Genomic DNA, 23,028 nt, shown 5'->3' with positions numbered 1-23,028 from the left:
TTTCAATGCCATCGACTTTTATGGGGCTCGAAACAGCAAGGCGTGCATTGAGTGCGCAGCAGACTGCATTAAGCACAGTTTCAAATAACGTTGCAAATGCAAATACAGAAGGATATACGAGGCAGCGCGTCACATTACAATCGACGAGCCCTTATCCCGCAGTATCAAAAAATAGTGATCTGACGGCCGGCCAAATCGGAACAGGAGTAAAAGCCGGTTCAGTTGAGCGCGTCAGAGACAGTTTTTTAGACTATCAGTACAGAACTGAAAATACAAAATTAGGGTACTATACAGCCCGTTCCAATTCATTGTCGCAAATGGAAGGCGTCATGAAAGAGCTTGACGATAACGGATTAAACGGATCGCTCAGTTCGTTTTGGAATGCCCTTCAGGATCTGGCGACGAATCCGGAAAATACGGGAGCGCGCTCAGTTTTGCAGGAGCAGGGGAAATCTCTTGCCGAAAGTTTTAACTATATATCTACCTCTTTGACTAACATTCAGGGTGATATTAAAAAGAACCTGGATAACACAGCGGATCAGGTCAATTCCATTCTCAATCAGCTGAATGACCTTAACAATCAAATAGCGGCAGTTGAGCCGAGCGGTATGCTCCCTAATGATTTGTATGACCAAAGAGACAGATTAATTGATCAATTATCTTCTATGGCAAATATAAAAGTTTCATATAATAAGTCGGGCGGACATGCCTTGGCGACTGCTGAGGGCACGGTTAACGTCGAATTGCTGAACGGGAACAACAATTCTCTCGGTACGCTGCTCGACGGTAACACAAAAACAGTTTCAGAAATGAAAATCAACTACGACAAGGACAGCGGCCTCGTGTCGAGTGTGTCAGTCGGCAGCAGTACGGTCAACGCGGATGCATTTACCGGTAAAGGCTCACTTTTAGGTCTTATTGAATCATACGGCTATATGTCAAATGGAGAAGAAAAAGGTCTTTATCCTGAAATGCTGACGGCTCTTGACAATATGGCGCTATCCTTTGCTGACGCGTTTAATGCAGTTCATGAAAAAGGGAAGACCTATACAGGCGAACAGGGTGCAGCATTTTTTGATTTCAGCGGTGATGAAGCGGTGCCGGCAAAAGGTGCGGCAGCGAAAATAAAAGTCAGTGACAAAATTCTTGCGTCTACTGATAATATCGCAGCGTCGTTAAACGGAGAAAAAAGTGACGGCACCAACGCGACAAATCTTGCAGCCGTACAGAACAGCAAGCTGACTATTAACGGTGAAACCACTACAATTAATGACTTTTATGAATCCCTTATCGGAAAGCTGGGCGTTAATTCACAAAAAGCGGCCAATCTTATGAACAACTCTGAAAGCAACACCCTTTCAGCCGATGAACGGAGACAATCAGTCAGTGCAGTTTCTTTAGATGAAGAAATGACAAATATGATTCAGTTTCAGCACGCTTATAATGCGGCTGCGCGGATCATAACGATGCAGGATGAAATATTCGATAAAATTATTAACGGTATGGGCACCGGAGGAAGATAGGAGATAAGTAAATGAGAGTAACTCAAGGGATGATCGCAAAAAATTCTCTTCGATTTATCGGCTCAAGTTTTGACAAGCTCGATCGGCTTCAGCAGCAAGTGTCTACGGGGAAAAAAATCACGAAAGCTTCTGATGATCCGGTCGTTGCAATGAAGGGAATGCAGTACCGTACTCAGCTTGCGCAGGTAAACCAGTATCAGCGGAATGTTTCGCAAGGTTTTACATGGCTGGAAAACTCGGAATCAAGCGTAAACTCGGAAACGGATATTATGGGGAAAATTCGGGACTTGATGGTTCAGGCGAAAAGTGATTCGAACGGTGAAACAGAATTGAAAGCAATCGGTACAGAAATCGGCCAGCTGAAAAAGCAGCTCGTTTCTGTCGCGAATACTCAGGTAAACGGACGTTATCTGTTTAACGGAACAAATTCAGACGTCCCGCCGATCACTGAAAATGCCGACGGCACATATACGTACAACTATGAGAATTATACCGGTGCTTCGGATGTTAACATCAACATCTCAAACGGAGCAGTGCTTAAAGTGAATTCTGATCCAAACTCAGCTTTCGGAGGCGTCGCACAAAATGGAGATAATGTATTTGAATTTCTCAACTCCTTAGAAGCTTCTTTAAGCAAAGGCACGCTGTCCGAAGCAGATTCAGATCAAATTCTGTCAGATATTGACGGTTTTACCGATAAAATGAATGCTGAAAAATCCAATATCGGCGCACGCACAAACCGATTGGAACTCATTCAGACAAGATTGGAATCACAAGCGGCAACCGCTGAAAAAGTATTGTCCGATAATGAAGATGTAGAAATGGAAGATGTAATTGTTGATTATTTATCTCAACAGACGGTTCATAGAGCAGCGCTGTCAGTGAATGCGAATATCATTCAGCCGTCACTGATTGACTTTCTGAAATAATATAACTGACCGTCTTCAATATATAAAAAAGCGACTCACACCAGGGAGATCGCTTTTTTTACTAAAATACTATAAACAGGAGGGGTCTCTGTGCAGATGCCGAGATTGATTATTGACAGTGTGCCTGCTAAAATCGGTATAACCTTTCAAAAGGAAGAAATCGAGATGGAACAGCCGCCCGCTGACCTGGAAATTGAGCAGCCGCCGGCAGAGCTGAACATTGAAAGCACGCCGGCCAAACTGACGATTGACCAGACGAGGGCGTGGGAGAACTTGAATCTCAAATCATTTGAAAAGCTGAACGCTGAAGCCGCCCAAAAAGGTGCGGAAGCCTGCAGCGAGTTTATTGCCAAAACAGTCAGGGAAGGGAAGGAAATGGCGGCTATCGAAAAGAAAACGGGCAATGTGATGGCCCGGCAGGCAGCAGATGTCAGTCCGCCCGATCCATTCGGCGAATTCAGCGACTTTCTGCCTGCGCAGTTTCTCGTCGACATTGACTGCATTCCTTCAAAGCTTACGATTGATATTGAAGCCCGCAAACCTTCAATTGAAGCAGCCGTCAATAAACCTGTATGGAATTATACGCCGGGGAAAGTTCAGATTGATATGATGCAAGACCCTAAGGTGACGATTTCGGTTGACGATGGCAACGCAGAATAAAAGATGAAAGTGGTAAAGGATTGTGAAGCATGATAATTAAAACAAAATATCACGGAGAAATCAGAATAGACGAAGGGCAGATTATCTCATTTGAAAACGGCCTGCCGGGATTTAATGACGAGACTCAATTTGTTGTTCTTCCTTTGTCGGAAGATTCACCGTTTTTGGCGCTGCAGTCTGTGAAACAGGATCATATCGCCTTTATAGTCGCCAGTCCGTTTATTTTCTTTAAAGGGTACGAATTTGACATTGACCAAGCGACGCTTGAGCTTTTGCATATTGAAGATATAGAGGACGTCGAAGTGATGGCGATTTTAACGTTGGAAGAGCCTTTTGAAAACACGACCGCCAATTTAAAAGCGCCGATTATCGTCAATAAAAAGGAAATGAAGGCGAAACAAATCATTTTACATGATGCTTCCTATGAAACAAAACATCTGATAGGAGGAGGATCATGCTAGTTCTCTCAAGAAAAGTGAATGAGTCCATTCAGATCGGGCCGGATATTGAAATAAAGGTGATCGCCATCGAAGGAGAACAAGTGAAGCTGGGAATTGAAGCGCCTCAGCACGTAGATATTCACCGGAAAGAAATCTACTTGTCGATCCTGGAAGAGAACAACAGAGCCGTATCTTTTAATACCGATTTATTACTTAACTTATCCTCACAAAAAAAGTGAGGATTTTTTTATTTTCAATATAAACAATAGAAGCGGCCATCCGATATATATAGTGTAGCCAATGAGAGGAAAAATTTTCTTCAGAATGACGCTGCGCAAATGCACAAGGACGTGCGAAAAACAATTCAGGGAGGAAATACAAAATGAGAATCAACCACAATATCGCGGCTCTTAACACAAGCCGTCAGCTGAATGCAGGTTCAAACTCTGCTGCAAAAAACATGGAAAAATTATCTTCAGGTCTTCGGATCAACCGCGCTGGTGATGACGCTGCGGGTCTTGCGATCTCTGAAAAAATGCGTTCTCAAATCCGCGGTTTAGACATGGCGTCTAAAAACGCTCAAGACGGAATCTCTCTTATCCAAACATCTGAGGGTGCATTGAACGAAACTCACAGCATTCTTCAGCGTATGAGCGAGCTTGCTACACAAGCGGCAAACGATACAAACACAGATTCTGACCGTTCTGAGCTTCAAAAAGAGATGGACCAATTATCATCTGAAGTAACAAGAATCTCTACTGACACTGAGTTCAACACGAAGAAACTTCTTGACGGAACTGCAAAAGATCTTACGTTCCAAATCGGAGCTAACGAAGGTCAAACCATGACTTTGTCTATCAATAAAATGGACTCTGAAAGCCTGAATGTTGGTACGACTTATACAGCTCAAGCTGATGGAACACTTAAATCAGGTGATACAACTATTGCTTGGGCAGACGCAGAAGAAACAGACGGTAAAGTTACAAAAGAAGCCGGTTATTATGATGATAAAGGTGCTCTAGTAGGAAGTGAAAAACTAGAAGAAGGCGAAAAGTTATCTAAAGGTATCGACATCTCTTCTTCAGCTAAAGCTGCGTCTTCAGCTCTTACAACAATCAAAACAGCTATCGACACAGTATCTAGCGAGCGCGCTAAACTTGGTGCGGTTCAAAACCGTTTAGAGCACACAATCAACAACCTTGGTACTTCTTCTGAGAACCTGACTTCTGCTGAATCACGTATCCGTGACGTAGACATGGCTTCTGAGATGATGGAGTACACGAAAAACAACATCCTTACTCAGGCTTCTCAAGCTATGCTTGCGCAAGCTAACCAACAGCCTCAGCAAGTTCTTCAATTGCTGAAAGGTTAATGACGGAAAGATCCTGGTTCTCCAGGGTCTTTTTTTTATTTCTTCAGCTATCTCCCCCTTCAGCAAGCCAAAGAACCCTATTGACAAAATGAAACATTATATTTTGCAGTTACATTATTGAAAACCTTTTAATATGACCGATATAAGAATAAGATCATACATTTATGGAGCTGTGATATGATAAACAGTCGGAAACTCACTGTTGTCATAGAGCCGTCTACGACTAAACGCCGAAAAGGAGAGGGTACATATGGTCACAAGAATCACAGGCCTTAATTCCGGTCTTGATGTAGATTCTCTGGTGAAAAAACTAATGGATGCCGAAAAGCAGCCGCTTAATAAATTAAATCAGCAAAAACAGACGCTTGAATGGAAGCGCGATGCTTATCGGGAAATGAATACCCAGATTGCCGACATGTATTCTACTACATTTAATAATATGCTGATGTCCACAAACTGGAATAAAAAAACAGTAACAAGTTCGGATTCCAGTGTCAGCGCGGCGGCCGTCAGTGCTGAGCAAAATATTTCAACGAGTATGTCTGTACAGCAGCTGGCCACGCCGACGACATATAAATCATCGGGCGCCATCAATTTCACTTCAGGTCAGAGCCAAACATTGAAATTCAATGTCACAAATCCGGGTGAAACGAAGCCGACTGAGGTAAACGTCACGATCGCCGCAACCGATACGATTGACGATGTCATTTCTAAACTGAACAGCTCAGGCCTCGGGGTGACGGCTTTAAAAGAGAAAATTTCCAACGGCACGGATTATGTGGACACGATTGCGTTCACTTCCAATAAAACGGGGGAAGGGTTTACACTTGCCGCAGGTGATGACGCGACCAAAAGCTTTCTGAAAGATCAGCTCGGTTTTGCCGTTGATGATGCGACAAATGAACTGACGGCCAATGCCGAAGGGAAAAATGCGAAGTTTACGTTCAACGGGCTTGAAATGACAAAAACGTCCAATAACTTTACGATCAACGGCATCAAATACACGCTGAACAGCGTGACGGACAGCAATAAAACGGTTACGATTAACAGCACGACTGATACGGACGGGATTTTTGACAACATTAAAGATTTCGTTGATAAATACAATACGTTAATTAAAAGCGCAAACGCGAAGGTGACAGAATCAAAATACCGCGATTATAAGCCGCTAACCGATGAACAAAGAGAAGCGATGACCGATAAGCAGATTGAGCAGTGGGAGGCAAAAGCCAAAAGCGGTTTATTACGGAGCGACAGCACGCTGCAGAACGGTTTGGCGGAGATGCGGCTTGATTTGTACTCAACGGTTACGATTGACGGGAAAAAATATCAGCTTGCCGATTTCGGAATTGAGACGTCTGATAGTTATACGGATCAAGGAAAACTTGTTATTAAAGACGAAGCGAAACTGAAACAGAAAATTACCGAGAACCCTTCTCTCGTGGCTAAACTGTTTAATGCAGACAGCCCTGATACAGCGAAAACCAAAAACCCGGAGGAACAGGGGATTGCCCGGAGATTAAAAGACACATTAAACAAAATGCAGACTCAAATTTCAAAACAGGCGGGTACGGAAAGCTCGGTATCAACCAGCTTTGCCATCGGAAAAAGCCTGAATGAAATAGAAACAAATATTTCCAATATGAAAACGAAGCTGGATGATATCGAAACGAGATATTATAAAAAGTTCAGCGCACTGGATACGGCATTGGAGAAATTGAACAGCCAATCTTCATATCTCACGTCAATGTTAGGATCTTCAACATCATAACCTTGGAGGTTTTATAAAAATGGCAATAAATAATCCTTTTGCTGCTTATCAGCAGACATCCGTCTTTACAGCCGCTCCGGAAGAGCTGACCCTTATGCTTTATAACGGCTGCCTGCGATTCATTAAGCTGGCAAGGCAGGCGATGAAGCAAAACAACCTTGAAGCCAAAAATGAAAATATCGTAAAGGCGCAAAACATCATTCAAGAGCTCAGCATCACGTTAAACCGGGAGATTGAGATTTCTGAACAGATGTCATCCATTTATGATTACATCCGCCGCCGGCTGATCGACGCGAACGTGCAGAATAACGGAGAATTTTTAGATGAAGCGGAAAAGCTCGTTACTGAATTTCGCGACACGTGGAAGCAGGCCATGCAGAGTGAACGGAAAAACAGCCATGGCGCGGGCGGCCTTGCCTGATGAACAGCAATGTCTTTGCTTTGTATAACGAAACGAAGAACATGTACGCCGCGCTGAAGGACGCCCCGGAAAGCGACGGTCTTATCAGCAGCGTTACGGCATTTACGGAGAAAAGGGAGGAGATGCTTGCGGGCATAAAGCCGCCTTTTTCCGAAGAAGAAAAAACGCTGCTTCAGCAGGTGGCCGCGATGGACCGCCTGATTACCGGCGAAGTGAAACGGATTCAGGATGGTATCCGAAATGAAATAAAAACGCTTAAGAAAAAACGAATCTACCATAATACGTATTTCAATCCGTATCATCAAACGACAAGTGACGGCCGTTATTACGACAAACGCAAATAGGTGAGTGTTTTGAGAAGTTTGAACGATTACCATTTGGTGTCAGCCTATTACCAGCTTCTTTTTACGATTGATGAGGGGCTTTGCTACCTGTTGGACACGCAGGATGATTTTTTTAAGACGGAGGGCGAGCGGATTTACAACGATTTGATTCAGGCTTTTTTTCATCTCGATTCCTCTCATGCGCTTCTGCTGTCTATCATTGAGTGCCGATGCGTGGAGACGGCGATCCGCTCATTTGACGAGATCTTTCAGGATTTCAGCATGTTAAATGATTATGATTTCCCGTCCGCCCCTTTTCAGGAGTTTTTAAAAACCATCTTTCTGCCGCATTATAAGCTATGGATGGAGCAGACGCACGACTGCATCAAACCGTATGTTCTTCACTAGACCTGCTGCAAGCGGCAGGTCTTTTGCCTGCGTCTTCTGCATATACTTATAATCCTGCCGGAAGCTGCGGGATAAAACCGACACCATTCGTCATCGTTCACCGAATTTACACATTATTTTAACGTTTCAGCAGGGATCAGAAGGGGTAAAAGAGAAATAGTTACATATCCTTAGATAAAGGGAGGCGTTCTTTGATGAACTACAATATCAGAGGAGAAAACATTGAGGTTACACCTGCGTTAAAGGATCATGTGGAGAGAAAAATCGGCAAGCTGGAGCGATATTTCGAGCAGAGCGTCAATGCCGATGTGAACGTCAACTTAAAATTCTATAACGATAAGGAATCCAAAGTTGAAGTCACCATTCCGATGACTGATCTGGCGCTTCGTTCTGAAGTGCATAACGAGGATATGTACAATGCAATTGATCTCGCAACAAACAAGCTGGAACGTCAAATCCGAAAGCACAAAACAAAAGTCAACCGAAAATTCCGCGAGCAGGGTCTTCCGAAACATTATTTCGAGAACGGCAGCGCTGCTGATACGGGCGTAGCGGTTCAGGACGAAATTGAAGATGACAGCCCGGAAATTGTCCGTCAAAAGCGGTTTAATTTAAAACCGATGGATAATGAAGAAGCGATTCTCCAAATGAATATGCTCGGACATAATTTCTTCGTATTCACCAACGCGGAGACGAATCTCACAAATGTCGTTTACCGCAGAAATGACGGCAAATACGGATTAATTGAACCGACTGAATAAACCCACCCAGCCTTCCGTGAACGCGCGGAAGGTTTTTCTCTATCTTTATCTGCAAATTCTTTGGAAATAGCAAAAGGTATGTTATGATAATGAGAGGTATACATGGACAGAAAATTATCATTTATTCCATGCAAAATCTGCATGTGAACATAGAGGAGCGTTATAGATGCTTGGGATTTTAAATAAAATGTTTGATCCGACCAAACGTGCGCTGAACAAATACGAAAAAATAGCAAATGACATTGATGCCGTAAGAGGAGATTATGAAAATCTCTCTGACGAGGCGCTTAAACATAAAACGGCAGAATTTAAAGAGCGGCTTGAAAAAGGAGAAACAACGGATGATCTTCTTGTCGAAGCGTTTGCCGTCGTTCGTGAAGCTTCCCGCCGCGTAACCGGCATGTTCCCGTTTAAAGTGCAGCTGATGGGGGGCATCGCCCTTCATGAGGGGAACATCTCCGAAATGAAAACAGGGGAAGGGAAAACGCTGACGTCCACGCTTCCCGTGTATTTAAATGCCTTGACGGGAAAAGGCGTTCACGTCGTAACGGTCAACGAATATCTGGCGAGCCGTGATGCCCAGCAAATGGGAGAAATTTTTGCGTTTCTCGGGCTTACAGTCGGCCTGAACCTGAATTCGATGTCAAAAGACGAAAAACGCGAAGCTTACGCAGCCGATATCACGTATTCAACGAACAATGAACTCGGCTTTGATTATTTGCGTGACAACATGGTGCTCTATAAAGAACAAATGGTGCAGCGCCCGCTTCATTTTGCCGTTATTGATGAAGTCGATTCAATTTTAGTGGACGAAGCGAGAACGCCATTGATTATTTCCGGACAAGCTCAGAAGTCCACAAAACTGTACGTGCAGGCAAATGCGTTTGTCCGCACACTCAAGAAAGATCAGGATTATACGTATGACGTCAAAACGAAGGGCGTTCAGCTGACGGAAGAAGGAATGACGAAGGCTGAAAAAACGTTCGGCATCGACAACCTGTTTGATGTCAAAAACGTGGCCTTGAACCACCATATCAACCAGGCTTTAAAAGCCCATGCGGCGATGCAGAAAGACGTGGATTATGTTGTTGAGGACGGCCAGGTCGTCATCGTTGATTCCTTCACCGGCCGTCTGATGAAAGGACGCCGCTACAGCGAAGGTCTTCACCAGGCGATTGAGGCGAAAGAAGGCCTGGAGATTCAAAATGAAAGCATGACATTGGCGACGATTACGTTCCAAAACTATTTCCGTATGTACGAAAAGCTGGCCGGTATGACCGGTACCGCAAAAACGGAAGAGGAAGAATTCCGTAATATTTATAACATGCAGGTTGTATCCATCCCGACCAACCAGCCGGTCATCCGTGACGACCGTCCGGACTTGATCTACCGCTCAATGGAAGGGAAATTCAAGGCGGTGGCGGAGGATGTCGCCCAGCGCTACATGACCGGACAGCCGGTTCTTGTCGGTACGGTTGCCGTTGAAACGTCTGAATTGATTTCTAAACTTCTGAAAAACAAAGGGATTCCGCATCAGGTGCTGAATGCCAAAAACCATGAGCGTGAAGCTCAGATTATTGAAGAAGCGGGACAAAAAGGCGCTGTCACGATTGCGACCAACATGGCGGGACGCGGAACCGACATTAAACTCGGCGAAGGCGTAAAAGAGCTTGGCGGCCTCGCAGTCGTCGGTACGGAACGCCACGAATCCCGCCGGATTGACAATCAGCTTCGCGGACGTTCAGGACGTCAGGGAGACCCGGGCATCACACAATTTTATCTTTCAATGGAAGATGAATTGATGCGCCGTTTCGGAGCTGAACGGACGATGGCGATGCTTGACCGGTTCGGTATGGATGACTCCACGCCGATTCAGAGCAAAATGGTGTCACGCGCCGTGGAATCATCTCAAAAACGTGTCGAAGGAAACAACTTTGATTCACGTAAACAGCTTCTTCAATATGACGACGTGCTCCGTCAGCAGCGCGAAGTCATTTACAAGCAGCGTTTTGAAGTCATTGACTCTGAAAACCTGCGTGACATTGTGGAAGGCATGATCAAGTCTTCTCTGGAGCGTGCGATTGCCGCTTATACGCCAAAAGAGGAGCTTCCGGAAGAATGGAATCTTGACGGACTCGTGGAGCTGGTGAATTCAACGTATCTTGATGAAGGCGCACTTGAAAAGAGCGATATCTTCGGAAAAGAACCGGATGAAATGCATGAGATGATCATGGACCGCATCATGACAAAATATAATGAAAAAGAAGAGAATTTCGGCACAGAGCAGATGCGTGAATTTGAAAAAGTCATCGTATTGCGTGCCGTTGATTCAAAATGGATGGATCATATTGATGCGATGGATCAGCTGCGTCAAGGGATTCACCTCCGCGCTTATGCGCAGACAAATCCGCTGCGTGAATATCAAATGGAAGGCTTCGCAATGTTTGAGCACATGATTGAGTCCATTGAGGACGAAGTTGCGAAATTCGTCATGAAGGCCGAGATTGAAAGCAATCTGGAACGCGAAGAAGTTGTTCAGGGCCAAACGACGGCTCATCAGCCGCAGGACGGCGATGAGGCCAAACAAGCGAAAAAAGCGCCGGTGCGCAAAGTTGTGGATATCGGACGCAACGCGCCTTGCCATTGCGGCAGCGGAAAAAAATATAAAAATTGCTGCGGCCGGACAGAATAGTCTCGACTGTATGAAGCGAACATGACCGGGTCTGCGTCTTATGGCGCCCCGGATCTTTTAATGAGGTGAATGGAATGGAATTATCAGAAATCAGGGCAGAGCTCGAAAATATGGCTTCTCGTTTAGCGGACTTCAGGGGGTCTCTTTGACCTCGAATCAAAGGAAGCCCGCATTGCAGAATTAGATGAAAAGATGGCGGAACCGGAATTCTGGAATGACCAGCAGAAGGCCCAAACCGTCATTAACGAAGCGAACGGTCTGAAGGAATACGTGAACTCCTATCATCAGCTGAGCGAGTCTCACGAAGAGCTGCAAATGACACATGATCTTTTAAAAGAAGAACCTGACCAGGACCTTCAGCAAGAGCTTGAAAAAGAGCTGAAGTCATTAACGAAGGAATTGAATGAATTTGAGCTTCAGCTGCTGCTCAGTGAACCATATGACAAAAATAACGCGATTTTAGAACTTCATCCGGGGGCCGGCGGTACGGAATCCCAGGACTGGGGTTCCATGCTGCTCAGAATGTATACCCGCTGGGCGGAAAGACGCGGTTTCAAAGTTGAAACGCTAGATTATCTCCCGGGAGATGAAGCAGGAATTAAGTCAGTCACACTACTTATTAAAGGCCACAATGCATACGGCTATTTAAAAGCGGAAAAAGGCGTACACCGCCTCGTGCGGATTTCTCCATTTGATTCATCAGGCCGCCGCCACACGTCATTTGTGTCATGTGAAGTCATGCCTGAATTCAATGAAGAAATCGACATTGATATTCGGACCGAAGATATTAAAGTTGATACGTACCGTGCGAGCGGTGCCGGGGGACAGCACGTCAATACGACTGATTCAGCCGTTCGGATCACCCACCTGCCGACAAATGTAGTCGTCACGTGCCAGACGGAACGTTCACAAATCAAAAACCGCGACCGGGCGATGAAAATGCTCAAAGCGAAGCTGTATCAGCGCAGAATTGAAGAACAGCAGGCGGAGCTTGACGAAATCCGCGGTGAACAGAAAGAAATCGGCTGGGGCAGCCAAATCCGCTCGTACGTCTTCCATCCGTACTCCATGGTGAAAGATCACCGGACCAATACGGAAATGGGGAACGTGCAGGCGGTTATGGACGGAGATATCGATATCTTCATTGACGCCTATTTACGTTCTAAACTGTCGTAATCCGGGAACACACCTGCCTTTGGCAAGGTGTGTTTTTTTATCCGTTCTCTTTTTCCATTTTTCACAACAGCGCTTTAGCAAATTAATACGGTATTTGGCTGTTATTTACTTCTAAGCCGGGAAGACTTAAAATGCTATCGAGAGAAAATCGGAGAACGGAGGATTTTGCATGGATGTGAATCACAATAAGCCGCTCCGTCTGATCAAAGATTATATATACATCATGATCGGCGCGGCGATTACGGGGGTCGTGTTTAACGTATTTTTGCTGCCGAACCGTATAGCAGCGGGGGGAGTAAGCGGGATCAGTACCATTTTAGAAACGTTTGGTTTTGAACCGGCTTACGTGCAGTGGATTATTAACATCCCTTTGTTTATCGCCGGAGTGATTATTCTCGGCGGGAAGTTCGGAATGAAGACACTGGTCGGTTCCATCGTTCTGCCGCTCGCTGTCTATTTAACAAGAGATCTGCCTGCCGCGACGACCCATGAACTGCTGGCGGCGATTTTCGGAGGCGTCGGGATCGGAACGGGAATCGGTATCGTGTATCTCGGCAAAGGCTCCACGGGGGGAACGGCTCTGGCGGGGCAGATCATTCACAAATACACGGGACTGTCGCTGGGAACGTGCCTTGCCATCATGGACGGATTAATTGTGCTGAGCGCGATGCTCGTTTTCGGAGTGGAGCAGGGACTGTATGCGATGCTCGGGGTATTTATTTCAAGCAAAACGATTGATGTCGTGCAGGTCGGGTTCAACCGCTCCAAAATGGCTTTAATCATTACGCAGCATGAAGAAGCCGTCAGGTCGGCTGTGTTTAAAGAAATCGACAGGGGTGTGACGAAGATTTCCGCAGTCGGCGGGTATACGGAACATGACCGGCCGATCTTAATGTGTGTCGTCGGCCAGACCGAATTCACAAAACTGAAACAAATCGTCAAACAAATTGATGAGTCAGCCTTTGTCATTGTCGCAGACGCAAGCGAGGTGCTCGGCGAGGGTTTCAAACGCGCGTAAACGGGGTTATAATAGCGAAGGGGTGCATCTTACATATGAAATCAAAATGGGCGCTGCTGGCGCTGGTTCTGACCATGTCCGTCCTGCTGGCGGCATGCGGCGGTTCCAATGAATCGAAAAAAGAAAGCTCTGACAGCTCAGGCGGGTCAAAAGCATCTGCGTCAGCGGGAGAAGAGCTTTATCAGCAAAGCTGTATCGGCTGTCACGGTAAAGACTTAGAAGGCGGCGGAGGTCCGAATTTACAGGAAGTCGGCGGGAAGTATGATGAAGCTAAAATTGAAAGCATCATTAAAAACGGACGCGGCAATATGCCGAGCCATCTTGTAAATGATGAGGAAGCCGCGAAGATCGCAAAATGGCTGTCACAGAAAAAATAACAGAAAAACCTTGCCTGTTATAGGGGCAAGGTTTTTTCACGGTCTGGGAATGAAAAGAAACTGTAATAGTAATATGTCTAAATTTGACGTATAATGAAGTGTACTGAGGAAAAGGAACTTTCAGATTTTTCATCTGTTTCCTGGTAAATCGGCCATAAACCGCTGTACGTTTGCGAACTCTATGGCTGCAAGACATAATTAAAAGATTAGGTGATTTCATGATAGAGATGAAAGAAGTATATAAATCCTATCCGAACGGTGTAAAAGCGATTAACGGGCTGTCAGTCATGATTCATCCCGGAGAATTTGTATATGTCGTAGGACCGAGCGGAGCCGGTAAATCTACTTTTATTAAAATGATTTACAGAGAAGAAAAACCGACAAAAGGGCAAATATTGATTAATCATAAAGATCTCGCGTCTGTGAAAGAAAAAGAGATTCCTTTCGTGCGGCGTAAAATAGGTGTTGTTTTCCAAGATTTCAAACTTCTTCCGAAACTGACGGTATTTGAAAACGTCGCGTTCGCGCTTGAGGTTATCGGAGAGCAGCAGTCAGTCATTAAAAAACGCGTGCTCGAAGTGCTCGATCTTGTGCAGCTGAAGCATAAAGCGCGGCAGTTTCCCGACCAGCTTTCCGGAGGAGAACAGCAGCGTGTTTCCATCGCAAGATCCATCGTCAACAATCCTGACGTCGTTATTGCTGACGAACCGACGGGCAACCTTGATCCGGTAACATCATGGGAAGTCATGAAGACGCTGGAAGAGATTAATAACCGCGGAACGACCGTCGTGATGGCGACACACAATAAAGAAATAGTAAACACCATGAAGAAACGGGTCATCGCGATCGAAGACGGAATTATTGTGCGTGATGAGTCAAGAGGGGAGTATGGTTCTTATGATTAAAATTCTCGGGCGCCATTTGCGTGAGAGTTTTAAATCTCTCGGAAGAAACACATGGATGACATTTGCATCCATCAGTGCCGTTACCGTTACATTGATTTTGGTCGGCGTGTTTTTAGTCATTATGCTGAATTTAAACAACATGGCTAAAAATGCTGAAAAAGAAGTGGAAATTAAAGTATTAATCGATCTGACGTCTAATAAGAAAACGCAGGATACGCTGCAGAATGAGATTAAAGACATCTCGGGAATCCAAAGCGTAGAGTTTTCATCTAAAGATAAAGAGCTTGATCAATTGGTCAAAAGCTTCGGCGACAGCGGAAAGGCCATGAAAATGCAAGATCAGGAAAACCCGCTGAACAACGCGTTTATCGTCAAAACGACAGATCCGCATGATACGCCGAAAGTCGCGAAAAAAATTGAGAAGCTTGATCATGTGTATAAAGTGACATACGGGAAAGAAGAAGTCAGCCGTCTGTTTAAGATCGTCGGGGTGTCACGCAACATCGGGATTGCGTTAATCATCGGCCTTCTGTTCACGGCGATGTTCTTAATTTCAAATACGATTAAAATCACGATTTTCGCCAGAAGAAAAGAGATTGAAATCATGAAGCTTGTCGGCGCGACAAACTGGTTTATCCGCTGGCCGTTCTTCCTGGAAGGGCTGCTGCTGGGGGTATTCGGTTCTATCATACCGATCGCTCTCGTGCTGAGTACGTACCAGTCGATGGTCGCTTGGGTGGCCCCGAAAGTTCAGGGCTCATTTGTTTCACTTCTGCCGTACAGCCCGTTTGTGTTCCAAGTATCACTTGTGCTCATTCTGATCGGCGCGGTTATCGGAGTATGGGGAAGTCTGACTTCCATCCGGAAATTCCTTCGTGTATAAATACAAAAGCCAGTCTGATATAGACTGGCTTTTTTTAATGGTTTCGTTACTGAATGACGGGCAGGGCCGGTGATCCGGGCTTTAATGTAAAGTCATAAGACGATTCGTCACGGTACATCGGGTCCGCATAAATGGAATCCGAATCGTTTGCCGTTCCTTTTTGGTACGCTGTGAATGAATCATATTCTCTGTTCTTCCAATACCAAATGCCGTCTTTTCCCGCTTCTTTGTGATAGACGTTATGATTAACGGTATTGCCTTCGTTTTTCGTATAATCATTTGCGATAAAAATCCGTGAACCGCTTGCCGTCATGATGTTTTTTTCGATCGTGTTCCCTTTTGTGCCGTACTGCAGCAGCAGCTGGCCGCCGTCAAGGTCCTTCGTGTCATTTCGATACATAATGTTATGAGCGATCACCGAATTGATGGTGCCGCCGCGTTTCGTGTCATAGCCTCCGATTGAAATACCGGTGTAAGCATTGCCGTACACCTTGTTATCCGTAATCCGGATATCTCGTGCGTATTTCCCTTTATGTTCGGAAGTGGCTTCAATGCCGAGGTCATTGTTGTAAACGGTGTTATTCTTAATGTCCACATGTTCTGCGCCGTCAACGTAAATACCGCCCGCTGAATATTCATCTCCGTAAGCGGGATTTCCGTAAGAAGAGTTATGGCTCACCGTATTGTTTTCAATGACGCCGTTTCGTGCATAGTCGTTTTGCTTGGACGTTCCTTCGTATCCGATCACGTCAATCCCGATATTGTTATTGTCCCGGATGGTATTGCCGGCAATCTTAAATCCGTCAACATTCCCGTTCAGCACGACCGCTTCGCTTGCGCCGAGCGTCAGTTTTTCAACCGTATTATTTGTGATGCTGACATCCTTCATGGCGCCTGTGCCGTAAAATGCGATGCCGTGTGCATTTCCCTCATCAGCCGTGGTTTTAATGTTTCGGATATGGTTGCCGTCAATGTTGATATGACTGCTTGATCCGGTGACGAAGATTCCCATGGCCGTTGCATCTTCTGATGATACGGAGAGATTCTCAAGCGTAACGCCGTGAATGGTAATGTACTGTTTATTGCGGATTTGAATTAACGGAGTTTCAGAATCGCTTTTTGGCGCAGAATTGCCGCTGATTGAGACATGCTCATTCTGATAGTTCCGAAATGTAATCGGCTTTTCGGCCGTGCCGCTGTGCTTTACTTCAAACGTTTCATCGTACGTCCCTTCCCGAATCAATACGGTTGTCCCGGCCTCTGCCTTTTCAGCCGCATGTTTTAATGTGCGGAACGGCTTTTCTTTCGTTCCTTCATTTTGGTCGCTGCCTGCCGGAGAAACATACAGGGCGTCCGTCTGCATTTTTTCATTGGCCTCTGTTTTTGGCCAGACAAAGGCGGTAATGCCTGCGGCCAGAACCGCCGCGGATAAAATCGATAATTTTATTTTCATATCGCATTCTCCTGTATATTTAATGAATTGCATACAAAATATTATACGTTACCCATATATATGTAACAATCTCGCTTTTTCATTTTTTTGTTGCCGTTACATGAATTCTTTGCAATTTACACATACTATCTCCAGGTTTTCGTAAAAGGACTAAGAGGAGGTAAACGATGAAGCAGAAAATGATCGCAGTGATAGCTGCCGTCAGCATCATGTGCGGCGGAGCCCATATTGCCGGGGCGGCACAGCCGAATTCATCAGACGCAGAAAGAAGCCGGGCAATGGAAAAAATCGAAAAAGCATATGAGCTGATCTCGAACGAATACGTGGAAAATGTAGATAAAGAAAAGCTTCTTGAAGGAGCGATTCAGGGGATGCTGTCTACATTAAACGACCCTTATTCCGTTTATATGGACAAGCAGACCGCCAAGCAGTTTTCCGATTCTCTTGATTCTTCTTTCGAAGGGATCGGCGCTGAAGTCGGTATGAAAGACAATAAAATCATTATCGTATCACCGTTTAAGCAATCTCCGGCGGAAAAAGCGGGCCTCAAGCCGAATGATGAAATCATCAGCATAAACGGCGAGTCAATGAACGGGAAAGGTTTAAACGAAGCCGTGCTGAAAATCAGAGGAAAAAAAGGATCGAAGGTTTCTATTAAAATACAGCGTCCGGGTACTGATAAACAGCTGTCATTCCGGATTAAAAGAGCGGAAATCCCGCTTGAAACCGTATTTGCTTCCCGCAAAGAATCAGGCGGCCATCATGTCGGCTACATCGGCATATCGACATTTTCCGAGCATACCGCCCAGGACTTCGCCGCGGCGCTGAAAAAGCTTGAAAAACAAGGGATTGACGGTCTCGTCCTTGATGTAAGAGGGAATCCCGGCGGCTACCTTCAAAGCGTCGAACAAATTTTAAAGCATTTCATCACAAAAGACATGCCGTATATCCAAATTGCGGAGCGTAACGGCGATAAAAAACAATATTTCTCAACCTTAAAACATAAGAAGCCGTATCCCGTCAATGTCATTACGGATAAAGGAAGCGCCTCCGCTTCAGAAATTCTTGCGGGTGCGTTAAAAGAAGCGGGACATTATGACGTTGTCGGTGACACTTCTTTCGGTAAAGGAACGGTTCAGCAGGCCGTGCCTATGGGAGACGGGAGCAACATTAAATTGACGCTTTACAAATGGCTGACACCGAAAGGCAATTGGATTCACAAAAAAGGCATTGCTCCGACAATCGCTGTGAGCCAGCCGGATTATTTTGCGGCGGGACCGCTTCAGCTGAAACAGCCGCTTCAGCCTGATATGAACAGCGCGGATGTCAAGCACGCCCAAATCCTGCTGAAAGGCCTAGGCTTCGACCCGGGCAGAGCAGACGGCTATTTCAGCAAAACAATGAAAAAAGCCGTTCTGGCGTTTCAAGACCGGTACAAGCTTGATAAAACAGCGGTCATTGATAAAAAGACAGCGGAAAAAATGAATCAGCTGATGAATGAACAGAAATCTGACGAAAAAAATGATTTACAGCTGCAAATGGCGTTAAAATCATTATTTGTAAAATAAATGAAAAGGAGGCGTTTTTTACGTCTCCTGTTTCTTTTGTCACTCTCTAAAAATGAACTAAAAGACATATAATTATGTCGGTTTTGACAAGATATTAAAAAAATTTTCACATTTAAACATTTATAAAGGACAAACATTACCCGATATTTATAGAGAAGAGAGACTTTATGCCGAGTTAATATGTATTCAAAATGAAACTTTTGAAAGTTGCCTCAGTCAGTTTTAGTTCTTACAATAAAAGAAGGTTCTAATAGAGAACAGTTTTAGTTTGGCAGCTGCATTTCAGTATCGAAAGCAGAAGTGTTTGCGGCGCTTCAGCACGGCAGCTGTAATCACCCGTGCTTATCTGGATAAAAAAATGGGGGTTCACAATTGAAGAGGGCAAGTATTGTGCGTGAAAAAAAATATTATGAATTAGTGGAACAACTAAAAGACAGAACAAAAGACGTCACATTTTCATCAACAAAAGCACTAAGTCTTCTTATGCTGTTCAGCAGATACCTGGTCAATTACACAAATGTTGAATGCGTTCACGAAATCAATGAAGAGTGTGCGAAGCATTATTTCACTTACTTAATGAAAAACCATAAACGTTTAGGAATCAATCTGACGGATATTAAGCGGTCCATGCTTCTGATCAGCGGCGTGATCGAGGTGGAGGTTGACCACTATCTGAAAGATTTCTCTCTCTCAAATGTAACGCTGTGGATGACGGAAGAGAGATAGACGTTTGAGATATTCAAGCCAATGATTATTTGGTAGAATAGAATTAAAATGTTTGGCTTGAGGCGGTGAAAGCAGTGTCTGTTCAATGGGGAATTGAACTTCTGAAAAGTATCGGTCTGTTTTTTTTGCACCCGATGTTCTGGTTTTTTATCATCATAAGTCTCGCATGCGGATATTTGCGGATCAAACGTGAACGCCATACGTTTCATACAAAAATCGCGGATATGTATGACGAGCTTATCTTTACATACATAAAAGGACTTATACCGGGTATTCTTCTCTCCATATTATTTTTTGGACTGGGAATTTCGATTCCATTCGGTCTTCTCGGCATAATCGCGGCTGTGACTGCTTTGCTTTCGCTGACGTTCCGTATGAATTGGCTGTCCTCAGCTTATGTTGTCAGCGCCGGCATGTTCATTGCGTTTATCCTTCAGTATACCCACACAGTGCCGTTTGCGGATCGGTTTCCGCAGGCATTCGGCGTGAATTGGGCATCGGCGGCCGTGTTTATGGGCCTTTTGATTATCACGGAGGGAGCGGCTGCCTGCCGTTCAGCGCATCTGAAAACATCTCCGGCGCTTGTCGTCAGCAGCAGAGGCCTGCCCATCGGCCGACAATTGGCGAATCGCGCATGGCTGCTTCCGCTTTTCTTATTGGTGCCGGGCAGCGGGCTTGAGTCACACCTTTCCTGGTGGCCTGTCTTTACCGTGCCGGGCGGCTCTTTCCATTTGATCTGGATTCCTTATATCGCCGGCTTCGGACAGCGTGTGCAGGGGTCACTTCCGGAAGTCAGCATAAGGATAACGGCGAAACGTGTCATGATTCTCGGGGTTATCGTGGCCGCATTCGGGGCAGCGGCCCTTTGGTGGACTCCGCTTGCCGGAGCTGCCGCTTGTATTGCGGTGCTCGGACGCCTGTTTTTATCATTGAGACAGCGGCTGAACGATAACGCGGCTCCGTTTTATTTCTCTAAGCGGGATCAGGGCTTAATGGTGCTCGGCATCATTCCGAACACACCCGCGGACGATCTTGAGCTGAAGATCGGTGAGATTATTACGAAGGTAAACGGCATCCCCGTGAAGCATGTATCGGATTTTTATGAAGCACTTCAAAAAAACCGCGCATTTGTAAAATTGGAGATCATCGGCCTGAACGGTGAGATCCGGTTTGATCAGCGCGCGTCCTATGAAGGCGAACATCATGAATTAGGTATTTTATTCGTGCAGGATGAACACGAGCACGAAGAAATGACAGCATTATAATGTGATTTTTCATAATTATTCGGAATAGTTTCAAGAACTCCTAAACTAGATTTCAAAATCAGCTAGAAAGTAAAACAGCTAAGAAAATTATATTTTCTTAGCTGTTTTATTTTGAAATAATAAAAAAATAAATGAAGGAGAGGTGTGGCTTATTGGAAAGGTTATTGCTAACTCCAAAACCTTTAGAAGATGAATCTTTAGCAGGATATATATTAAGAATAACTGATTATAATGGTTATGAAAATTCTAGTTTGATATATACTATGGCAATATTTGAGGAATCCATGTTGCGAAAAATTCTAATGATTTAAAAAGCATTCTATGAGAAAAATTATACTGGAAAAATCCATTCTATTTCTGGTCCAAAGTTCAATGATGGAAATAAAATACTTTTCCCCATTAATGTATTAAAAGACATTCAAGTCCACAAATACCACTTTTAAAATTCAATTACAAACGTAAAACACCTACCTATTACATGTTTACCAAAATACGTAACTGGTAGGTTATAATATCACCATTACATCTTCACTTTTATAAAGATATCCTTCGCTCCCATCAATCTCAATACCTGAAATCGGCTCAATTCCCATCCCACTTTAATTTTTTCATCATATACACAGAGATGGTATTATGCTTTTCCGTAATTTCTTTTAGAGTAATATATTTTTTTGAAACATCTGTATATCTTCTAATGCAAACCTTTTCCCTCCTGAATCACCATTTCCTATTAAAAATCCTCTTTTTATCCAACTTGAAATTACTGATTGTCTTAACCCTATAATTTTGGCGTTAAGTTTGAGGTAGGAAAGATGTACTGTGAACAACAAGATTGGATATATTCAATTATGACTGAGGATGATATAAGAAAGGGATATAGCTTAAAAGGAACGACTTTTTCAAATCCTCTTGAACGGGGACAATATGATTCAGAAGGAAAAGCGTGTATTACTATGCAAGGGTTTATATATATGCTACATATAGAACTTTTAGATTTAATTGCAAATTCTTACGATTCTAGAAGAGGGGCTACGCCTAGAGAATTATGGGAAAGAGGAATGAAAGAAAATCCACAATTAAAATTTGGAACTATACAGTTAATGTTATTTGTCCCATACATAATTTGTATTTGGTTAATGAATGCCCAAGATGTAACAGTAAGATATCTCCGATAAGAAAAACATTAAAAAAATGTAACTGTGGATTTGAACTGAAATTGTTAGATCATGTAAAGGTAGAAGAGGGTTGTATTAGTTTTGTTCATTTTTTTTATAATTTATATTATGAAATTAAAACCTTTGATACTCAAATAGATGCGATATGGAACCTTAAATTTGTAGAATTACTTAATTTAATGATTACAATTTGGTTAAGGATAGGAGGGTATAATAAAGAGAAGAGGCCAATTGTTGATTTTTCAATGCAAAATGAAGTAACTATTAAAAAAAATCTGGGAGGATTATGGTGGATATATTAATTACTGGGGCAAATAGGGGCTTAGGGCTTGGATTTGTCGAAGTTGGATTAGAAAAAGGGTACCGAGTTTTTGCTGGAGTCAGAGATCCGAATGAACAAAAAAGGACTCAATTAACCAAATTAAAAGAGAAAAATAGCAACCAGTTAGAAATTCTTCATTTAGATGTCACAGACGAGGAATCTGTTCGTGAAGCAGCTCGTAATGTAGGTGAAAGTCTTGATGTGATTATCAATAATGCTGCCATTCTTAATGGAAGGGGTACGTCTATTGAGGATCTTGATATAGAGGCTATCAAACTAGCATTTGATGTCAACACGTTAGGACCAGCCCGTGTGATTAAACATTTTCTACCTTTGCTGAAAAAGGGTGAGAATCAATCCATTATCAACATCTCGTCAGAAGGTGGTAGTCTAACAAATGCATATAGTGGTGATTATCCTTATGGATTGTCGAAAGCTGCCTTAAATATGTTGTCCGAGAAGCTCCATGTAGCATTAAAGAATGAAGGCATTCAAGTCCTTTCCGTCCATCCAGGGTGGGTAAGGACGGAGATGGGAGGAATGATAGCCCCGACACATCCAAAAGAAACAGCAGAAGATATTTATAATCTCATTAATCGACAAGTTCGTATCGATAGTGAATTTGTTTTCGTTGACTATCAAGGGAAACCGATGAGCATTTGATGTAGCACCGTCTGGATGATCAAGAAAATGACTGCTGTATGATATAAGATATAAGTTGAAATTTAAGATTTATACACAAGCGTGCAGAGGCTGTTTGCCTTTCTGCACGCTATTAAATTGGGAAATGTAAAAAAATGATATATTGAGAACAGATCGCATCCTGAAATGCTACATGACATGATAAGAAGGACATAACT

At 44.0% G+C, this 23,028-nt stretch carries 23 protein-coding genes; 22 read left to right on the top strand and 1 reads right to left on the bottom strand.

The annotated features are described in order from the left end of the window. The first annotated feature begins 5 nt into the window (after nt 1-5). The 17 genes from flgK (at nt 6) to ftsX (ending at nt 15,659) form a co-directional block, all read left to right on the top strand. The gene (flgK, locus tag G9F75_RS18050) at nt 6-1,523 is read left to right on the top strand and encodes a flagellar hook-associated protein FlgK (protein ID WP_014419008.1); all 1,518 of its coding nucleotides are present in this window, start codon (nt 6-8) and stop codon (nt 1,521-1,523) included. Nucleotides 1,524-1,534: 11 nt separating this feature from the next. Further along, complete coding sequence (gene flgL, locus G9F75_RS18045) at nt 1,535-2,452, top strand: flagellar hook-associated protein FlgL (protein ID WP_014419007.1); 918 nt, start codon at nt 1,535-1,537, stop codon at nt 2,450-2,452. A 90-nt stretch (nt 2,453-2,542) separates the two neighbouring features. After that, complete coding sequence (locus G9F75_RS18040) at nt 2,543-3,112, top strand: DUF6470 family protein (RefSeq protein ID WP_003151397.1); 570 nt, start codon at nt 2,543-2,545, stop codon at nt 3,110-3,112. A gap of 29 nt (nt 3,113-3,141) precedes the next feature. Continuing rightward, nucleotides 3,142-3,573, top strand: a complete 432-nt coding sequence (fliW, locus tag G9F75_RS18035) for a flagellar assembly protein FliW (RefSeq protein WP_021494095.1) — start codon at nt 3,142-3,144, stop codon at nt 3,571-3,573. Next, entirely contained in the window at nt 3,567-3,791 is a 225-nt protein-coding gene (gene csrA / locus G9F75_RS18030; protein WP_003151402.1) for a carbon storage regulator CsrA, read from the top strand. Before fliW ends, csrA begins: the two co-directional genes overlap by 7 nt. 143 nt (nt 3,792-3,934) lie before the next feature. Beyond that, entirely contained in the window at nt 3,935-4,924 is a 990-nt protein-coding gene (locus tag G9F75_RS18025) for a flagellin N-terminal helical domain-containing protein (RefSeq protein ID WP_021494094.1), read from the top strand. A 250-nt stretch (nt 4,925-5,174) separates the two neighbouring features. After that, nucleotides 5,175-6,695: a flagellar hook-associated protein 2 gene (locus G9F75_RS18020; protein WP_022553863.1), complete on the top strand. Its 1,521-nt coding sequence runs from the start codon at nt 5,175-5,177 to the stop codon at nt 6,693-6,695. Nucleotides 6,696-6,714: 19 nt separating this feature from the next. After that, nucleotides 6,715-7,116 (top strand): flagellar export chaperone FliS, encoded by a 402-nt coding sequence (gene fliS / locus G9F75_RS18015; RefSeq protein ID WP_003151407.1) that lies wholly within the window; start codon nt 6,715-6,717, stop codon nt 7,114-7,116. Next, nucleotides 7,116-7,460 (top strand): flagella biosynthesis regulatory protein FliT, encoded by a 345-nt coding sequence (fliT, locus tag G9F75_RS18010; protein ID WP_094296240.1) that lies wholly within the window; start codon nt 7,116-7,118, stop codon nt 7,458-7,460. The genes fliS and fliT overlap by 1 nt, the downstream gene beginning before the upstream one ends. A 9-nt stretch (nt 7,461-7,469) precedes the next feature. Beyond that, entirely contained in the window at nt 7,470-7,847 is a 378-nt protein-coding gene (locus tag G9F75_RS18005; RefSeq protein ID WP_003151412.1) for a DUF8042 domain-containing protein, read from the top strand. 194 nt (nt 7,848-8,041) lie between these two features. After that, nucleotides 8,042-8,608, top strand: coding sequence for a ribosome hibernation-promoting factor, HPF/YfiA family (gene hpf / locus G9F75_RS18000; protein ID WP_003151413.1), 567 nt, complete (start codon nt 8,042-8,044; stop codon nt 8,606-8,608). Nucleotides 8,609-8,774: 166 nt separating this feature from the next. Continuing rightward, the gene (secA, locus tag G9F75_RS17995; RefSeq protein WP_007407469.1) at nt 8,775-11,300 is read left to right on the top strand and encodes a preprotein translocase subunit SecA; all 2,526 of its coding nucleotides are present in this window, start codon (nt 8,775-8,777) and stop codon (nt 11,298-11,300) included. 74 nt (nt 11,301-11,374) lie between these two features. After that, nucleotides 11,375-12,476 (top strand): peptide chain release factor 2 gene (gene prfB, locus G9F75_RS17990; protein WP_096034905.1). Its coding sequence is split into 2 segments (ribosomal slippage): nt 11,375-11,446 and nt 11,448-12,476, totalling 1,101 coding nucleotides; the frame shifts between segments, so codons are not numbered across the junction. 169 nt (nt 12,477-12,645) lie between these two features. Continuing rightward, complete coding sequence (locus G9F75_RS17985; protein WP_007614078.1) at nt 12,646-13,494, top strand: YitT family protein; 849 nt, start codon at nt 12,646-12,648, stop codon at nt 13,492-13,494. A gap of 35 nt (nt 13,495-13,529) precedes the next feature. Beyond that, nucleotides 13,530-13,871, top strand: coding sequence for a cytochrome c551 (gene cccB, locus G9F75_RS17980; RefSeq protein WP_003151417.1), 342 nt, complete (start codon nt 13,530-13,532; stop codon nt 13,869-13,871). Nucleotides 13,872-14,089: 218 nt separating this feature from the next. Next, nucleotides 14,090-14,776, top strand: a complete 687-nt coding sequence (gene ftsE / locus G9F75_RS17975; RefSeq protein WP_007407465.1) for a cell division ATP-binding protein FtsE — start codon at nt 14,090-14,092, stop codon at nt 14,774-14,776. Further along, nucleotides 14,769-15,659: a permease-like cell division protein FtsX gene (ftsX, locus tag G9F75_RS17970; RefSeq protein ID WP_007407464.1), complete on the top strand. Its 891-nt coding sequence runs from the start codon at nt 14,769-14,771 to the stop codon at nt 15,657-15,659. The genes ftsE and ftsX overlap by 8 nt, the downstream gene beginning before the upstream one ends. Nucleotides 15,660-15,705: 46 nt before the next feature. Here the strand turns inward: ftsX and G9F75_RS17965 are convergent, their stop codons facing one another. Further along, on the bottom strand, nt 15,706-17,112 hold the full coding sequence (locus G9F75_RS17965) for a right-handed parallel beta-helix repeat-containing protein (RefSeq protein WP_167409288.1): 1,407 nt from the start codon (nt 17,110-17,112) through the stop codon (nt 15,706-15,708). Between the two features lie 209 nt (nt 17,113-17,321). Between G9F75_RS17965 and ctpB the strand changes: the two genes are divergently transcribed. The 5 genes from ctpB (at nt 17,322) to G9F75_RS17940 (ending at nt 22,831) form a co-directional block, all read left to right on the top strand. After that, nucleotides 17,322-18,680: a carboxy-terminal processing protease CtpB gene (ctpB, locus tag G9F75_RS17960; protein ID WP_376700814.1), complete on the top strand. Its 1,359-nt coding sequence runs from the start codon at nt 17,322-17,324 to the stop codon at nt 18,678-18,680. 372 nt (nt 18,681-19,052) lie between these two features. Then, nucleotides 19,053-19,406, top strand: a complete 354-nt coding sequence (gene swrA / locus G9F75_RS17955) for a swarming motility protein SwrAA (RefSeq protein ID WP_014305920.1) — start codon at nt 19,053-19,055, stop codon at nt 19,404-19,406. A gap of 74 nt (nt 19,407-19,480) precedes the next feature. Beyond that, nucleotides 19,481-20,671 (top strand): cell division topological determinant MinJ, encoded by a 1,191-nt coding sequence (gene minJ / locus G9F75_RS17950; RefSeq protein WP_167409287.1) that lies wholly within the window; start codon nt 19,481-19,483, stop codon nt 20,669-20,671. An 812-nt stretch (nt 20,672-21,483) separates the two neighbouring features. After that, a complete protein-coding gene (locus G9F75_RS17945; protein WP_029972814.1) occupies nt 21,484-21,846 on the top strand; it encodes a hypothetical protein in 363 nt (120 codons plus the stop codon). Between the two features lie 289 nt (nt 21,847-22,135). Next, on the top strand, nt 22,136-22,831 hold the full coding sequence (locus G9F75_RS17940) for an SDR family oxidoreductase (protein ID WP_260399147.1): 696 nt from the start codon (nt 22,136-22,138) through the stop codon (nt 22,829-22,831). The last annotated feature ends 197 nt before the right edge of the window (nt 22,832-23,028 follow it).

It is taken from the genome of Bacillus sp. EKM208B, from assembly GCF_011800725.1.
Classification (GTDB): Bacteria; Bacillota; Bacilli; order Bacillales; family Bacillaceae; genus Bacillus; species Bacillus velezensis.
This window is presented reverse-complemented; position numbering and strand designations above follow the sequence as displayed.

What these genes read in the sequence shown, in the direction of transcription:
- csrA (WP_003151402.1), top strand. Translation starts at nt 3,567, where the DNA reads ATGCTAGTTCTCTCAAGAAAAGTGAATGAGTCCATTCAGATCGGGCCG.
- ftsX (WP_007407464.1), top strand. Translation starts at nt 14,769, where the DNA reads ATGATTAAAATTCTCGGGCGCCATTTGCGTGAGAGTTTTAAATCTCTC.
- G9F75_RS18020 (WP_022553863.1), top strand. Translation starts at nt 5,175, where the DNA reads ATGGTCACAAGAATCACAGGCCTTAATTCCGGTCTTGATGTAGATTCT.
- flgK (WP_014419008.1), top strand. Translation starts at nt 6, where the DNA reads ATGCCATCGACTTTTATGGGGCTCGAAACAGCAAGGCGTGCATTGAGT.
- fliS (WP_003151407.1), top strand. Translation starts at nt 6,715, where the DNA reads ATGGCAATAAATAATCCTTTTGCTGCTTATCAGCAGACATCCGTCTTT.
- ftsE (WP_007407465.1), top strand. Translation starts at nt 14,090, where the DNA reads ATGATAGAGATGAAAGAAGTATATAAATCCTATCCGAACGGTGTAAAA.
- G9F75_RS17985 (WP_007614078.1), top strand. Translation starts at nt 12,646, where the DNA reads ATGGATGTGAATCACAATAAGCCGCTCCGTCTGATCAAAGATTATATA.
- G9F75_RS18025 (WP_021494094.1), top strand. Translation starts at nt 3,935, where the DNA reads ATGAGAATCAACCACAATATCGCGGCTCTTAACACAAGCCGTCAGCTG.
- G9F75_RS17945 (WP_029972814.1), top strand. Translation starts at nt 21,484, where the DNA reads ATGTACTGTGAACAACAAGATTGGATATATTCAATTATGACTGAGGAT.
- hpf (WP_003151413.1), top strand. Translation starts at nt 8,042, where the DNA reads ATGAACTACAATATCAGAGGAGAAAACATTGAGGTTACACCTGCGTTA.
- secA (WP_007407469.1), top strand. Translation starts at nt 8,775, where the DNA reads ATGCTTGGGATTTTAAATAAAATGTTTGATCCGACCAAACGTGCGCTG.
- G9F75_RS17965 (WP_167409288.1), bottom strand. Translation starts at nt 17,112, where the DNA reads ATGAAAATAAAATTATCGATTTTATCCGCGGCGGTTCTGGCCGCAGGC.
- cccB (WP_003151417.1), top strand. Translation starts at nt 13,530, where the DNA reads ATGAAATCAAAATGGGCGCTGCTGGCGCTGGTTCTGACCATGTCCGTC.
- fliW (WP_021494095.1), top strand. Translation starts at nt 3,142, where the DNA reads ATGATAATTAAAACAAAATATCACGGAGAAATCAGAATAGACGAAGGG.
- fliT (WP_094296240.1), top strand. Translation starts at nt 7,116, where the DNA reads ATGAACAGCAATGTCTTTGCTTTGTATAACGAAACGAAGAACATGTAC.
- ctpB (WP_376700814.1), top strand. Translation starts at nt 17,322, where the DNA reads ATGTGCGGCGGAGCCCATATTGCCGGGGCGGCACAGCCGAATTCATCA.
- flgL (WP_014419007.1), top strand. Translation starts at nt 1,535, where the DNA reads ATGAGAGTAACTCAAGGGATGATCGCAAAAAATTCTCTTCGATTTATC.